The sequence below is a fragment of the Pseudomonas sp. NPDC089395 genome, from assembly GCF_044749525.1.
In the GTDB taxonomy this organism is placed as follows: Bacteria; Pseudomonadota; Gammaproteobacteria; order Pseudomonadales; family Pseudomonadaceae; genus Aquipseudomonas.
Window position 1 is genome coordinate 25,109 of sequence record NZ_JBIVID010000013.1, and the last position, 15,711, is coordinate 40,819.

Consider the following 15,711-nt stretch of genomic DNA (forward strand, 5'->3'; position numbering starts at 1 on the left):
ATGGCGCGATTCATTGGCGTCCTGTTCGCCTGCCTGGCATTGACTGCTGGCCGAACTCAAGCCTTGGAACAAGAGGCCGCGTCTTACTCCCTGCTGGCCCGCTCTCCAGCTGCAGCGGTACGCCTGCAGCTGACACCGCCGCAACAGCAATGGCTGAAGGGAAGACAACAGCTCACGCTGGGTACATCAGCGCCTGATTACCCACCCTTCGATATCACCAGTGGAGGGCGCGACTACCAAGGCCTGACCGCCGAGTATGCCAACCTGATCGGCAAGGCCTTGCAGCTGCCGATCCAAGTGCTGCGCTACGCCAGCCGGCAAGAGGCAGTGGCTGCGCTCAAACGGGGCGATATCGACCTGCTCGGCAGTTCCAACGGTTATGAAGCCGCGACTGATGGCCTGGCGCTTTCACACCCTTATGCCATCGACCAGCCGGTCTTGGTCACCCGCGAGGATGAACACCGAGCGCTCGGTTCCGACATGAACGGCATGCGCCTGGGCATGCTCTACCATTACCTGCCCATCCAGGACGTGCTTACAGCTTATCCAAAGGCTGAACTGCTGGCCTTCGGCTCCTCGTCCCAGGCCCTGAATGCCGTCGCTTTCGGGCAAGCCGACGTGTTCCTTGGCGATACCCTGTCAACCCACTACCAGCTCAACCGCGGCCACCTGCCACGCTTGCGCATGGCCAGTTTTGGCGAGCACGAAAGCGTTGGTTTCGGCTTCGCCATCCGGGCCCAGGATACGTTGCTCATCGAGTTGGTGAACGCCGCTATCGACCACCAGCCTAGCGCCGTGCGCGCCAGCCTGTTCAAGCGCTGGAGTGCCGGCGGCGAGCAGCTGTTGAGCAGTCGCAAACTGCAGCTTACGGCGGTAGAAGCCCGATGGTTGCAGGAGCACCCGATCATGCAGGTGGCCGTCGACGAGACAGCCGCTCCGCTGTCCTATTTCGACGCCTCGGGCCATTTCCGTGGGATAACCGCCGACTTGCTGGAGCTGATTCGCCTGCGCACTGGACTGCGTTTCGAAGTGCAGCGCGCCAACGGTATTGCCGACATGGTTGCCCGTCTGGAAGACGGGCGCGTGAACATGATTGCCGCCCTGGCTGTCGATGGCATGCGCGAAGAGCGCCTGCACCTCAGCCGACCCTACCTCGAGAGCCCTCACGTACTGGTGACCCGTGAACAAGACACCGAGTACGCGTCGCTCGAGCAACTGCGCGGGCGCCGCATCGCAATTACCCGCTACAGCGCCATGGCCGAACTGCTGGCAAGCCACTATCCGCAAACCGGCTGGATCGAGACCGAAAGCCCCTTTTACTCCATGGCCTTGTTGAGCAGTGGCGCCGTCGATGCCGTAATCACCACGCTGATCGATGCCAACCACGCCCTGGCGGGCAACGCCGACCTGGTCATTCGCCGTACGGTGGGTAGTGAACCGGCGAATTTCGCCATGGCCACCACCGCCCAGGCCACCGCACTCGCCTCGATCCTGGAAAAGGCCTTGCTGAGCATCTCGCCGGAAGAGATGGGGGGCATCAATAACCGCTGGCGAGACTTCAGCCTGCATGACGACAACGATTGGGAAGAGTTTCGCCGCCTGGCCTTGCAAGTGTTGCTGGGCACCAGCGTACTTCTGCTGGTGGCGCTGATCTGGAACGCGCGCTTGCGGCGCCAGATCAAACAGCGCCAACGTGCCGAACGTGCCCTCAGCGATCAGTTGGAGTTCATGGGTGCGCTGCTCAACGGCACGCCCCATCCCATGTATGTGCGAGATCGTGACGGTTGCCTGCAAAGCTGCAACGCCAGCTACCTGGAGGCGGTTCAGGCAAGCCTTGACGAGGTGCTGGGCAAACGCCTGGAAGACAGCCTGTTCGCCCCTGTGGAGCATACCCGGCAGATCCAGGCCGACTACCTGCAAGTCATGGCCGCAGGTGTGCCGTTGGTGGTGGACCGACCGTTGCGGCTCAAGGAGCAGGAGATCACCATCTACCACTGGATCCTGCCTTACCGCGACTCGTTGGGTGAAGTGCAGGGCATCATCGGCGGCTGGATCGACATCAGCGAACGTCGCAAGCTGGTCCAGGACCTTCGCGAGGCCAAGCAGCAGGCCGATGACGCCAACCGGGCCAAGAGCACCTTCCTGGCCACCATCAGCCACGAGATCCGTACCCCGATGAATGCGGTGATCGGCATGCTCGAACTGGCAGTGAAACGTGCCCATCAGGGCCAGGTTGACCTTACTTCGCTGGAGGTCGCCCACCATTCGGCGAAAGACCTGCTGGGGCTGATGGGCGATATCCTGGATATCGTGCGCATTGAGTCCGGCCATCTGAGCCTTTCACCGGAACCGGTCGAAGTGGCGGCACTGGTCGAGTCTGTGGGCCGCATATTCGAAGGCCAGGCGCGGCAGAAAGGCCTGGCGCTGGAGGTCATCATCAGCCCTGGGGCCCGCTGCCATGCCCTGCTCGACCCCCTGCGTTTCAAGCAGATCCTGTCCAATCTGGTCAGCAATGCCATCAAGTTCACCGAGCATGGCCATGTGCGCATCTGCCTGAGCCTGCGCGACGCCAACCCAACGGCCACCGCGAGCCTGGCGCTTGAAGTGCGCGACAGCGGCATCGGCATTCATGACGATGACCTGCAGCGCCTGTTCAACCCCTTCGTCCAGGCCAACCCGCACAGCCAGGGAGCCCGCGCAGGCACAGGGCTGGGCTTGGCCATCTGCCGCAGCCTGTGCGAAATGATGGGCGGCAGGCTGAGCATCAAGAGCCTGCCGGATTTCGGTACCCAGGTTCGTCTGATCCTGCCACTGCAGTGCGTCGGTGCGCCGCCACTGCCGCCACGAATGGAAGACGATGTCGAGGTCCCGGACCCGCAACTGAATGTGCTGGTGATCGATGACCATCCAGCCAACCTGTTGTTGATGGCACAGCAGCTGGCCTACCTGGGCCTGAGCCAGACCACTGCCAGTGACGGCCACGAAGGCCTCGACAAATGGCGTGAAGGGCTGTTCGATGTACTGGTCCTTGATTGCAACATGCCGCACATGAACGGCTATCAGCTCGCCGCCGCAGTTCGCGCCGAAGAGCGCCGCAGCAAGCGCCCACGCTGTGTGATTCTCGGCTACACCGCCAATGCCCAGCCAGAAGTCAGACAGAAATGCTTGAGCGTCGGCATGGACGACTGCCTGCTCAAACCCATAAGCCTGCGCACACTCAGCCAGCGCCTGGCCGCCATTGTCCGACGCGAACAGCCGGCAGTCATACCGCTGCCGTTCGACCTGCGGGGTCTGCACAGCATCGTGGGAGACAACCTGGACGAGCGTGATCGGTTGCTCACAGCCTTGCACCAGAGCCTGCAAGAGGACTTGGCCGAACTGATGGCCCTGAACCCCGACAAAGAGCCCATTGCCCTTCGCGAACAGGCGCACAAAATCCTCAGCGCGGCTCGAATGCTGGAAGCACGGGGCATGATGTCGGCCTGCGAGGCCATTAACGAGGAGAATCTGTCGCTGCCACAGATGAAGCTGCGTCGGCAGGTATTGGCGCGGCAGATGCGCCGCATGGAGAAAGCCCTGGCCAGGGAACTGGCCAGGGCTTGATCGAGCGCCGCCCGTGCGGACGGCCACTCAAGCGTGCATCAGGAAGCCGAGTTGATCGGCTTCTCTGGATACCAGGCGTCCAGCAACGGGCTGACTTCGATCGAAGTCAGTTCGCTACGGCCCTTGAGCCAGGCTTCGACGCTGGCGCGCTGCTCTTCGCTGACCGAACCACGCTTGGCCGAGCAGACCAGGCCGAAGTCATCGCCGCCGACATAATCCAGGCCATTGGCATCCATGGCTTCTGCCAGGAAAGCGTCGAGGAAGGCATCGATGGCTTCGTCAGACAGATCTTCCTTGAAACCCAGGTTCAGTTCGAAACCCAGCTCCTGGAATTCATCCACGCACAGTTTCTTGCGCAGACGACGGGAACGGTTGGTAGCCATGAAACAATCCTCTTGAGTAATTACGCGCGGCACTTTAACAGTTTCCGAGGTGCAACGGCGCTTTTCCGTCGAACGTGGCGCAATGAGCGCTGCGGTTGGGGCATAATGCGCACTATATTTCGTCCTGGGGGCCATCACCTCTTACAGCCCCCATTGTCATTTTCCCTCGTCCGTAGGGTATTAATCTCATATGATCAAAACGCTTCGTCCCCTCGTTCTCGCCGGCCTGCTGCTGCCGTTCGCATTGCCTAGCCAGGCCGCGACCGTCAATACCACCCTGCCACCCAAGGTGCAGCAGGCACTCAAGGCCAACAAGCTGCAGGACACCGCACTGTCCCTGGTCATGCTCCCACTGAACGGCCCCGGCACGGCCACCGTGTTCAACGCTGATGTATCGGTCAACCCCGCTTCGACCATGAAACTGGTCACGACCTACGCCGCCCTCGAACTGCTCGGCCCTACCTTCCAGTGGAAGACCGAGTTCTACACCGACGGTACCCTGAGTAACGGCGTACTCAACGGCAACCTTTACCTCAAAGGGGGTGGCGACCCGAAGCTGAACATGGAGAAACTCTGGCTGCTGATGCGTGACCTGCGCGCCAACGGCGTGCGCACCGTTACCGGCGACCTGGTGCTGGATCGCAGCCATTTCGTGCAACCCAACCTGCCGCAGTTCAACGACGATGGCGGTGACGTCAACAAGCCGTTCCTGGTCAAGCCTGACTCCTTGCTGGTCAATCTCAAGGCCCTGCGCTTCGTCGCCCGCAACGACGGCGGCAAGGTAACCGTTGCCGTCGAGCCACCGATCGCCAGCATTCGCATCGACAACCAGGTCAAGGCCGTTGCCTCCAAGCAATGCAAAGGCGATGTGCGCTACAACCCAGTCGCCCAACCCGACGGCATCAGTGTGGTGGTCAGCGGTCAACTGGGGGACGGCTGCAATTCGCAGACCTACCTTTCGCTGCTCGATCACCCGACCTACGCCGCCGGCGCCGTGCGGGCAATCTGGAACGAACTGGGTGGCAGCATCCAGGGCCGTGACCGGGTCGAGAACGTGCCCAAGAGCGCCCGCCTGCTGGCCCGGGCCTTCTCGCCGGACCTGGTGGAAGTGATCCGCGACATCAACAAGTACAGCAACAACACCATGGCCCAGCAGTTGTTCCTGAGCCTTGGTGCACAGTTCCGTACGGACGCCGATGGCGACGACGCCCGCGCCGCTCAGCGCGTGGTGCGCCAGTGGCTGGCGAAGAAAGGCATCACTGCCCCACACCTGGTGATGGAGAACGGTTCGGGCCTGTCGCGTGCCGAACGGGTCAGTACCCGTGAGATGGCAGCGCTGCTGCAGGCGGCGTGGAACAGCCCGTACTCGGCCGAGTTCATCAGCTCGATGCCGCTGGTGGGCATGGACGGCACCATGCGCAAGCGCCTCAAGCGCACCGCCATGACCGGTGAGGGCCATATCAAGACCGGTACATTGAACACCGTGCGCGCCATTGCCGGCTTCAGCCGTGACAGCAATGGCAATACCTGGGCGGTGGCGGCGATCCTCAACGATCCGAAGCCGTGGGGGGCTTCGCAGGTGCTGGATCAGGTGTTGCTGGACCTTTATCGCCAGCCGCAGGCGGGCAATAGCACGGTCTCTGCAGCACCCTGATTTCTCTGGCGCCCTCATCGCCGGCAAGCCGGCTCCCACAAAAGCGCCGCTGCTGAGTTCAGCGCAGTACCTGTGGGAGCCGGCTTGCCGGCGACGAGGCCGCAACTGACACCCAGTCGCTCAACTCAGCTCAGTTCTCCTTCCACTCGATCCCGCCCGGCCTGCTTGGCGGCATACACCCCTGCATCCGCCCTTAACAACAAGGCATCGGCACCCTCCCCCGGCCGCCACCCCGCCACGCCAAAACTGGCGGTCACCTTGCCCACCCCCTCGACCGGCACACTGCGCACCCCCTGCCACAACTCCATGGCCAGCACCTGCGCCTGCTCGGCATTGCTGCCCGGGCACAGCACCATGAATTCTTCCCCCCCCAACCGACAGAACACATCGGTACGGCGCAACCGCTGGCCGATGCGCTGGCACAAGCTGCGCAGCACATGATCACCCACCGCATGGCCAAACTGGTCGTTGATGCGCTTGAAGTGATCGATGTCGAGCATGATCACCGCCAGGTCCTGATCTTCGCGCTGGGCACGGTCCAGTTCGACCTTGATCCGCTCCTGGAAGTAACGGCGGTTGTGGATGCCGGTGAGCGCATCGGTGACCGACAGGGTGCGCAGATCTTCTTCCACGCCCTTGAGGTCGGAGATGTCACTCAGGTAGCCATGCCATAGCGTGCAACCCTCCTCCCCCACCTCCGGCGTCGCCTCGCCGCGTATCCAGCGCAACCCGGCACGCGGCAAGCAGACACGGTACTCCTCGCGCCACGGCGTCAGGTGCTCGGCCGAATAGCGGACCGAGCGGCGCACACGCTCCAGGTCTTCGGGATGAATACGCTCGAACACCGCCGTGGCGTCTTCTCGCAGCAGTTGCAGGTCGACTTCGTAGATATCGAAGAGCCCTTCACTGGCATACGGGAAACAGGAGTGGCCATCGGCATCCAACCGATATTGATAGATGCCCCCTGGCACTTCCGCACTGAGCTTCTCGAGTAGCCGATCACGCAGTGCCAGCGCTTCATGCACCCGGCGCCGCTCGGTGACATCGATGCAGATCGCCAGGTAACCGACCCACAGCCCCTGCTCGTCGAGCACAGCGGTGACCAGCATGTTGGCCAGCAGTTGGCTACCGTCCTTGCGCACCAGGGTCCATTCGCTGGGCTCGGCGCCCCCCTCCTGCAGGGTATCGGCGAACATGGCCTGGCCACCGGCAATAGGACGACCGTAGCGCAGGCTCAGTGCATGGGCGCGCTGGTTGAGTTCTTCAGGCAACACCAGATTCTCCAGCCGAAGCTGCCCAACCGCCTCGGCGGCCAAATAGCCCAGCATGCGTTCGGCACCGGCATTGAAGGTACTGACCACGCCCTTGAGGCTGGTGGCAATGATGGCCACCTGGGTAGCGGCGTCGAGCACGCTGCGCAACTGGTTGTGGGTTTCGCGCAGCGACTGCTCGCTGACGCGCAGCTCCGAAGTGCGCTGTTCGACCAGCCTCAAGGCCCGCTGCCGTTGACTGAACAGGTTGTAGAGCAAGGCACTGAGCAACAGGCTCAGCAAGCTACCCAGAAACCCCACCGCCAATGCAGCCGAGGAGCGATTGCCCTGCATGAACACCTGGCTCGGGCGGATATCGATCTGATAGTGGTGGTCGGCCAGGTGCAGCAACTGGCTGCTCACCAGCGCCAAGGATGCCGGCGGGTTCTGCGAGTCGAACAACACTTCACGGCCATCGCGCCCGCTGGAGTCGACGATGCGCACCACCAGGTTGTCCTCGCCGGCCGTCGGCAATCCATCGCTGATCAGTTGGCCCAGGTTCAGCAACGCCATGACGTAGCCGACGGCGACGCCTGGTTCCTCGCTATCGGGCTCCTTACCAGGCTCCTTATCAGAGAACACCGGCGCGACCATCAACAGCCCGCGACTGTAGCCCGCTGCGACATTGATCATGTCCAACGGCTCGGACACCGCCATGCTGCCAGGCAGCAAGGCACGCTTGAGGGCCTGCTCGCGTGCCGGCTGGCTGCGCAGATCCAGCCCGTAGGGTTGCCCCTGCTGCTGGATGGCCTGGGTGTAGAGCAGCGGAAAGTAATGGTCGCGAGGCGGCGCCGCCTGCCAGTTGCCCTGGCCATCCTGATCGCGGATCTCGTATGCCTGGCCCAGCCTGGCGCTGGCCTGGCGTTCGAACTCGCGACGCTGGGCATGCTCGACCCGCGGCGCCCAGGAGTAGGCCTGGGTGCGCCGCAACAAGGGTTGGGCGTAACCGTCGAATTCGCGGGGGGTAATTTCGTTGGAGAAACTGAAGAAGCGCCGCAAACCATCGAGGCGCTGCTCCTGGTCGTCGAAGCGTTCGGCGATACGGCTATAGCGTTCGCTGGCCAGCAGCTCGAAGCGCTGGCGCAGTTGCTGCTTGTAGAACGCCTGCGTGGCCAGTGCCAGGCCGGCCGACAGCAAGCCGCCGGCCACCAGCGCCACCAGCGCCACCGCCCAGGCGGCCATCGCCTCTCGGCACAGGCCCAGCACCTTCGCACGCACGCCATACTTCGACATAGATCGATCTCGTCACGTCAGCGTCCTGCGATTGTCTGGCCCTGTGCTGAGTTATAGCTATTGGCCACTAGCTATGCAATATCGCCTGTCGTATCAACGCAATTGCAGGCGCCAGGCCCGGTGAATGCGGCTGTTGCGGGCGAAGTCCGGGTCCAGGGTCTGAGCGCTGATTTCTTCCACCACATACCGCGCAGCCAGGTGCTCGTCGAGCTGGAACTTGCGGAAGTTGTTGGAGAAATACAGCGCGCCACCCGGCGCCAGGCGCGCCATGGCCAGGTCGAGCAGCTGCACGTGGTCGCGCTGTACGTCGAACACGCCTTCCATGCGCTTGGAGTTGGAGAAGGTCGGCGGGTCGATGAAGATCAGGTCATAGCTGTCGCGGTTGCCCTCCAGCCAGGCCATGACATCGCTCTGCTCCAGGCGGTTGCGCTCGGAGAAGCCGTTCAGCGCCAGGTTGCGACGTGCCCAGTCCAGGTAGGTTTTCGACAAGTCGACGCTGGTGGTGCTGCGCGCGCCACCCTTGGCGGCATGCACCGTGGCCGTGGCGGTGTAGCAGAACAGGTTGAGGAAGCGCTTGCCCTCGGCCTCGCGCTGGATGCGCAGGCGCATTGGGCGGTGATCAAGGAACAGCCCGGTGTCGAGGTAGTCGGTGAGGTTCACCAGCAACTTCACGCCGCCTTCCTTGACCTCCATGAAACGTCCCTCGGTGGCCTGGCGCTCGTATTGACGGGTGCCGCTCTGCCGCTCGCGGCGCTTGAGCACCACGCGCTGCGGATCGATGCCCAGTGCCTGGGGAATCGCCGCCAAGGCATCGAGCAGGCGCGCCTGGGCCTTTTCCGGGTCGATCGAACGTGGCGCGGCGTATTCCTGCACGTGCACCCATTCCTGATAGAGATCGACCGCCAGGGCGTACTCGGGCATGTCGGCATCGTACAGGCGGTAGCAGTCGACCTGTTCACGGCGTGCCCACTTGCCCAGCTGCTTGAGGTTCTTCTGCAGACGGTTGGCGAACATCTGCGCACCTTCCGACAAGCGTGCCGGCTCGCTGGCCACCGCCACCGGACGGCCGGATTCGCCGTTGTCGCCCTGGGCCTCGCGGCGCTCGCCGGTGACGAACTGGTCCGGTTGCACCTTGAACAGCAGCAGCTTGCAGGGCAGCGCGCCGTTCCAGAATGCGTATTGCTTGTGGCTGCGCAGGCCCATGCGCTTGCCCAGTTCCGGGGCGCCGGTGAATACCGCCGCTTCCCAGCCCATGCACGCCTGGCGCAGGCGCTCGCCGAGGTTCTGGTAGAGGTACAGCAAGCTGGCCTCGTCGCCCAGGCGCTCGCCATACGGCGGGTTGCTGATGACCAGGCCTTTCTGGTTCTGGTCTGGACGCGGCTCGAAGCTGGCGACTTCGCCCTGATAAATCTTGATCCAGTCACCGAGGCCTGCGCGCTCGACGTTGTTGCGCCCCGGCTGGATCAGCCGCGGGTCGGCTTCGTAGCCGCGAATCCACAGCGGCGGCTTGGCCAGCCCCGCCTGGGCACGGGCCTGCCCTTCCTCATGGACCTTGCGCCAGGTGGCCGGGACATGGCCCAGCCAGGCGCTGAAGCCCCAGCGCTCGCGCTTGAGGTTGGGGGCGATGTCGGCGGCGATCATCGCCGCTTCGACCAGGAAAGTACCCACACCGCACATCGGGTCGGCCAACGCGCCGCCCTCGGCGGCGATGCGTGGCCAGCCGGCGCGGATCAGCACGGCCGCCGCCAGGTTTTCCTTCAGCGGCGCGGCGCCTTGCTGCAGGCGGTAACCACGCTGGTGCAAGCTGTGGCCGGAGAGGTCAAGGGACAGAATCGCCTCGCCCCGGTCCAGGCGCAGGTGTACTCGCACGTCCGGATCAACCTTCTCCACCGAAGGGCGCAGGCCCTCTCGGTTGCGCAATTTGTCGACGATCGCATCCTTGACCTTGAGTGCGCCGAAGTGGGTGTTGTCGATGCCCGAACCATGGCCGCTGAACTCCACCGCCAAGGTGCCGTCGGCTGCCAGGTGATCGGCCCAGTCGACGGCGTTCACGCCGTCGTACAGGTCGTCGGCGTTTTTCATGGAGAAGCGCTTGAGCACCAGCAACACGCGGTTGGCCAAACGCGACCAGAGGCACAGGCGGTAGGCGGTTTCCATGTCGGCGGTGCCGCGAATGGCCGAGGTGTGCTCACGCACTTCGTCCAGGCCGAGGCCCTTGGCCTCTTCGGCAAGCAGGCCTTCCAGGCCTTTGGGGCAGGTGAGATAGAGTTCGAAACGGTCCGACATGAGGATTCCAGCGCCTTGGGCTATTTGACTGACGAGGCGACGCATCGCTTCGCCGATGTTTGCCCGAACGCCCTTCCAGCAAGCGTTCGAGTGGCCTTCTCCGACTGCATCAATGCAGCCGGCTGGCCAGGCCGCCTGATCGATCTGCTGCTCGCCGGCTGGCAAAAACAGCTTAGATCATCAGGCAGTACGAATAATTTCTGTCGATGTGGGGGCCGATGTGACCCTTCGTCGCATTACCAAATATTTCTTTCATCACTGCGCCACGCTGGCGAAATGACGTCAAGGATCAGCAAACGCCGATCACAGCGGGCTCAACGCCAAATAAGGTTGAGTCGCATTTATTTACTTATCCCTTCACCCTAGGAAACGTTACGGGCTTATGACAAATCGATCATTCACACCGTGACCCGCATTCGTTAGAACTGGTCTTAGGCCGCTTCGCAATGAGGCGGCACCTTCAGCCCGCCACGCCGGCAGCGGGCGCACACCGGCAGAAAGACTCTGCCCGGCCTCGGAGAGGCCGACGGGACATTACAGTCAACAAGTGAGGGCAACACCCTATGAGAAGACTTAAGCGTGATCCGTTGGAAAGAGCATATTCACGTGGCTACCAATACGGGGTCACCGGCAAATCCCGCGAACTTTGCCCCTTCAATCTTCCTTCAGTTCGCCAAGCCTGGATTAACGGCTGGCGCGAAGGTCGCGGTGATAACTGGGACGGAATGACTGGCACCGCTGGCATCCATAGACTCAACGAAAATCACGCCGTTGGCTGATCGAGGACACTGAATTCGAGTTACCATGCACGCCCCATCCGGGCGGCGGGCTACGGCCCAGGGGCCCCTAGATGGGGCCCTTTTTTATGCCTGCGTTTTATACCCGCGGCATGGCGGCGATGGCATCCACCGCCTCACGAATCAGCGCCGGCCCTTTGTAGATGAAGCCCGAGTAGATCTGCACCAGGCTCGCCCCTGCAGCGATTTTCTGTGCCGCATGCTGCCCTTCGGTAATGCCACCCGCGGCAATGATCGGCAGTTTGCCGCCCAGCTCACCGGCCAGCACCTTGACGATGTGGGTGCTCTTTTCCAGCACTGGCGCACCCGACAATCCACCCGCTTCACCACCATGCGGCAGGTTTTCGACGCCTTCACGGCCCATCGTGGTGTTAGTGGCGATCACCGCATCCATGCCCGACTCCAGCAGCGTTGCTGCCACCAGCGCGGTTTCTTCATCGCTCATGTCCGGCGCGATCTTGATCGCCAGCGGCACACGCTTGCCATGCTCGCCGGCCAACTGTTCACGGCGCTCGGCCAGCGCATCGAGCAGTTGCTTGAGCGAATCGCCGAACTGAAGGCTGCGCAGGCCCGGGGTATTCGGCGAGCTGATGTTGACGGTGATGTAGCTGGCCTCGGTGTACACCTTGTTCAGGCAGATCAGGTAATCGTCGACCGCGCGCTCGACCGGGGTGTCGAAGTTCTTGCCGATGTTGATGCCCAGCACGCCGTCGTAACGCGCCGCACGCACCCGCTCCAGCAAATGATCGACGCCCAGGTTGTTGAAGCCCATGCGGTTGATGATCGCGGTCGCTTCCGGCAGGCGGAACAAGCGCGGCTTGGGGTTGCCCGGTTGCGGGCGCGGCGTCACGGTGCCGATCTCGACGAAACCGAAGCCCAGCTGGGCAAAGCCATCGATGGCCGCGCCATTCTTGTCCAGGCCCGCAGCCAGGCCCACCGGGTTGGCGAAGTTCAAACCCATCACCGTCACCGGCAACGCCGCTGGCTGCTTGCACAACGCGCCGTTGAGCCCGAGGCGGCCACCGGCGCCGATCAGGTCCAGGGACAGGTCATGGGAGGTTTCCGGGGAAAGCTTGAACAGCAGCTGGCGGGCCAGGGTATACATGGGCGGGCAAGACTCGGGGTGAGTGAGGGGGCGATTATAGCCAGCACGCGCTCGCCATGACAGGGCCTTGGCACATGCGTTGCTACATCGCCTGCACACTGCCTATTCAGTACAGGCGAGGATCTTCGTGAATACATCAGCCCTGGCATGGGTCAACGGCAGCGACACGCCGGAAAAACCCAGCCTCGACATCGGCTTCATGGCCCTGACCGACTGCGCATCGGTGGTGGTGGCCGCCACCCAAGGCTTCGCCCAGCAACACGGCCTGACCTTGAACCTCAAGCGCCAGGGCTCATGGGCTGGCTTGCGCGACAAGCTGGCCAGTGGCGAACTGGATGCCGCCCATTGCCTGTACGGCCTGGTCTACGCGGTGCATCTGGGCATCGGCGGCGTGCCGGCACACGCCATGGCCGTGCTCATGGGCCTGAACCAGAACGCCCAGGCACTCAACCTGTCCCCGGCCCTGCAGCGCAAAGGCGTGACCAGCCCTGAGGCACTGGCGCGCCTGGTGCACCAGCATGGCGCACGCCTGACCTTCGCCCAGACCTTCCCCACCGGCACCCATGCCATGTGGTTGTACTACTGGCTGGCCAGCCAGGGCATTCACCCCTTGCACGATGTCGACAGCGTGGTGGTGCCACCCGCCCAGATGGCAGCGCACATCCAGGCCGGCCGCATCGACGGTTTCTGCGTCGGCGAACCTTGGGCCGCCGCGGCGGTGGCGCAGGGCCAGGGATTCACCCTGGCCACCAGCCAGTCGATCTGGCCCGATCACCCAGAGAAGGTGCTGGCCTGTGCCCGGACATTCGTCGAACAGTACCCCAACAGCGCCCGGGCACTGGTCAAGGCCGTCCTCGCCGCCAGCCGCTTCATCGAGCAGAGCCAGGAGAACCGCCGCAGCACCGCGCAGCTGCTTGGTGGCCGCGCTTACCTGGATACACCCGTGGAAAACATCGAGCCGCGCTTGCTCGGCACCTACCAGGACGGTCTCGGCAACCAGTGGCAGGACACGCACCCCCTGCACCTGTTCGACCAGGGCCGCGCCAACCTGCCCTACCTGTCCGACGGCATGTGGTTCATGACCCAGTTCCGCCGCTGGGGCTTGCTGCGCGACGACCCCGACTACCTCGGCGTGGCCCGCCAGGTCCAGCAACTGGCGCTGTACCGCGACGCCGCCGAAGCGCTCGGCGTGCCCTGCCCAGCCCAGCCCATGCGTAGCAGCCTACTGATCGACGGCAGCCGCTGGGACGGCAGCGACCCGCACGGCTATGCCCGCAGTTTTCGCCTGCATGCCCTGGGCGATGCGGCCTGCACCGGCGTCGGTTTATGAGGGCCATCACCATGCTGCGCATCTTGCTGATCGACGACACCCAGAAGAAGATCGGCCGCCTCAAGGCGGCATTGAGCGAAGCCGGCTTCGAAGTGATCGAAGCGCCAGACCTGACCATCGACCTGCCCGCCTGCGTCGAAACGGTGCGACCGGACGTGGTGCTGATCGATACCGAGTCACCCGACCGCGATGTGATGGAACAAGTGGTGATGGTCAGCCGCGACCAGCCACGGCCCATCGTGCTGTTTACCGACGAGCATGACCCGGCGGTGATGCGCCAGGCGATCCAGGCAGGCGTCAGCGCGTACATCGTCGAAGGCATTCACGCCGCCAGGCTGCAGCCGATCCTCGATGTCGCCATGGCCCGCTTCGAGAGCGACCAGGCCCTCAAGGCCCAGCTACTGGCGCGCGACCAGCAAATGGCCGAGCGCAAGCGCATCGAACAGGCCAAGGGTTTGCTGATGAAAATGAAGGATTGCAACGAAGAACAGGCCTACACCCTGATGCGTCGCCAGGCCATGAGCCGGCAGCAGAAGCTGATCCAGGTGGCCGAGCAGATCATTGCCATGCACGAGATGCTGGGCTAGGGGCTGCAGGCCCTGTCGCCGGCAAGCCGACGCCCACGAGAGTGGGTGCAGATTGATGAGTTGGCCCATCTCTTGCTGAAGATAATCCAACGGTAGCCAACGGCGGTTGCCCCTCGTAATCCCGACAAAGACGTCGCTCTCCCCTCCACGCCAGTGGACCGGGTAGCGGCGTCTTTTTGTTTCCGTTGCATTGCCGAGTGAGGTGTTCGATGAGTACCAGCTTCTGGAAATCCGGGCATGTGCCCACGTTGTTCGCCGCGTTCCTGTATTTCGACCTGAGCTTCATGGTCTGGTACCTGCTTGGCCCCCTGGCGGTGCAGATTGCCACCGACCTGCAACTCAGCACTCAGCAACGCGGCTTGATGGTGGCCACGCCAATTCTCGCGGGTGCCGTGCTGCGCTTTGTCATGGGCCTGCTGGTGGACCGGCTTTCACCCAAGACCGCCGGGCTGATCGGCCAGGTGATCGTCATCGTTGCGCTGGCCGGTGCCTGGTACCTGGGCGTGCACAGTTATGAGCAAGCGCTGCTGCTTGGCGTCTTCCTGGGGGTCGCCGGCGCTTCGTTTGCCGTTTCCCTGCCGCTCGCCTCGCAGTGGTATCCGCCTCAGCACCAAGGCAAAGCCATGGGCATCGCCGGCGCGGGCAACTCCGGCACCGTCTTCGCGGCCCTGCTGGCCCCGGTACTGGCCGCAGCGTTCGGCTGGAACAACGTGTTCGGCATTGCCGTGATCCCGCTGCTGCTGACCCTGGTGCTGTTCGCCCTGCTCGCGCGCAATGCCCCGCAGCGGCCCAAACCCAAAGCCATCGCCGATTACCTCAAGGCCCTGGGAGACCGGGACAGCTGGTGGTTCATGTTCTTCTACAGCGTCACCTTCGGCGGCTTCATCGGCCTGGCCAGCGCCCTGCCCGGCTACTTCAGCGATCAATACGGCCTGAGCCCGATCACAGCCGGCTACTACACCGCCGCCTGCGTCTTCGCCGGCAGCCTGATGCGCCCGCTCGGTGGCGCCCTGGCCGACCGCTTTGGCGGTATCCGCACCCTGCTGGGCATGTACAGCGTAGCGGCCATCTGCATCGCCGCCGTCGGTTTCAACTTGCCGAGCGCCGCCGCTGCCCTGGCCTTGTTCGTCAGCGCCATGCTCGGCCTGGGCGCCGGTAACGGCGCGGTGTTCCAGCTGGTGCCGCAGCGCTTTCGCCAGGAAATCGGGGTGATGACCGGATTGATCGGCATGGCCGGTGGCATCGGTGGTTTCCTGCTCGCGGCGGGCCTTGGCACCATCAAGCAACATACCGGTGACTATCAGATGGGTCTGTGGTTGTTCGCCAGCCTCGGCCTGCTGGCCTGGTTCGGGTTGCACGGGGTCAAGCAGCGCTGGCGCACCACCTGGGGCTCGGCAGCGGTTACCGCGGCACGGGTCTGAGG

General features: G+C 63.5%; 10 protein-coding genes. 6 read left to right on the forward strand and 4 right to left on the reverse strand.

Translation table 11 applies throughout. The annotated features are described in order from the left end of the window. Complete coding sequence (locus tag ACIPZG_RS23240) at positions 1 to 3,603, forward strand: ATP-binding protein (RefSeq protein WP_400717271.1); 3,603 nt, start codon at positions 1 to 3, stop codon at positions 3,601 to 3,603. A 38-nt stretch (positions 3,604 to 3,641) separates the two neighbouring features. Here ACIPZG_RS23240 and ACIPZG_RS23245 read toward each other — a convergent pair whose 3' ends face one another. Next, a complete protein-coding gene (locus ACIPZG_RS23245) occupies positions 3,642 to 3,986 on the reverse strand; it encodes a YggL family protein (RefSeq protein WP_008097195.1) in 345 nt (114 codons plus the stop codon). A gap of 190 nt (positions 3,987 to 4,176) precedes the next feature. On the opposite strand from ACIPZG_RS23245, the gene dacB reads away from it, so the two are divergent. Next, positions 4,177 to 5,640: a D-alanyl-D-alanine carboxypeptidase/D-alanyl-D-alanine-endopeptidase gene (gene dacB / locus ACIPZG_RS23250; protein WP_400717274.1), complete on the forward strand. Its 1,464-nt coding sequence runs from the start codon at positions 4,177 to 4,179 to the stop codon at positions 5,638 to 5,640. A 125-nt stretch (positions 5,641 to 5,765) separates the two neighbouring features. Here the strand turns inward: dacB and ACIPZG_RS23255 are convergent, their stop codons facing one another. Both ACIPZG_RS23255 and rlmKL read right to left on the reverse strand, forming a co-directional pair. Continuing rightward, positions 5,766 to 8,183: a diguanylate cyclase gene (locus ACIPZG_RS23255; protein WP_400717277.1), complete on the reverse strand. Its 2,418-nt coding sequence runs from the start codon at positions 8,181 to 8,183 to the stop codon at positions 5,766 to 5,768. 93 nt (positions 8,184 to 8,276) lie between these two features. Next, positions 8,277 to 10,469 carry a bifunctional 23S rRNA (guanine(2069)-N(7))-methyltransferase RlmK/23S rRNA (guanine(2445)-N(2))-methyltransferase RlmL gene (rlmKL, locus tag ACIPZG_RS23260; protein ID WP_400717280.1) on the reverse strand — a complete coding sequence of 731 codons (2,193 nt, stop codon included), beginning with the start codon at positions 10,467 to 10,469 and terminating at the stop codon, positions 8,277 to 8,279. A 563-nt stretch (positions 10,470 to 11,032) separates the two neighbouring features. Between rlmKL and rmf the strand changes: the two genes are divergently transcribed. After that, positions 11,033 to 11,248: a ribosome modulation factor gene (rmf, locus tag ACIPZG_RS23265; protein WP_003248687.1), complete on the forward strand. Its 216-nt coding sequence runs from the start codon at positions 11,033 to 11,035 to the stop codon at positions 11,246 to 11,248. 97 nt (positions 11,249 to 11,345) lie between these two features. Here rmf and ACIPZG_RS23270 read toward each other — a convergent pair whose 3' ends face one another. Beyond that, entirely contained in the window at positions 11,346 to 12,371 is a 1,026-nt protein-coding gene (locus ACIPZG_RS23270; protein WP_400717283.1) for a quinone-dependent dihydroorotate dehydrogenase, read from the reverse strand. 127 nt (positions 12,372 to 12,498) lie between these two features. Between ACIPZG_RS23270 and ACIPZG_RS23275 the strand changes: the two genes are divergently transcribed. From ACIPZG_RS23275 to ACIPZG_RS23285, 3 genes are all read left to right on the forward strand, one after another. Then, entirely contained in the window at positions 12,499 to 13,701 is a 1,203-nt protein-coding gene (locus tag ACIPZG_RS23275; RefSeq protein ID WP_400717286.1) for a CmpA/NrtA family ABC transporter substrate-binding protein, read from the forward strand. 11 nt (positions 13,702 to 13,712) lie between these two features. Next, positions 13,713 to 14,288 carry an ANTAR domain-containing response regulator gene (locus tag ACIPZG_RS23280; protein ID WP_400717288.1) on the forward strand — a complete coding sequence of 192 codons (576 nt, stop codon included), beginning with the start codon at positions 13,713 to 13,715 and terminating at the stop codon, positions 14,286 to 14,288. A gap of 209 nt (positions 14,289 to 14,497) precedes the next feature. Further along, on the forward strand, positions 14,498 to 15,709 hold the full coding sequence (locus tag ACIPZG_RS23285) for a nitrate/nitrite transporter (protein WP_400717291.1): 1,212 nt from the start codon (positions 14,498 to 14,500) through the stop codon (positions 15,707 to 15,709). The last annotated feature ends 2 nt before the right edge of the window (positions 15,710 to 15,711 follow it).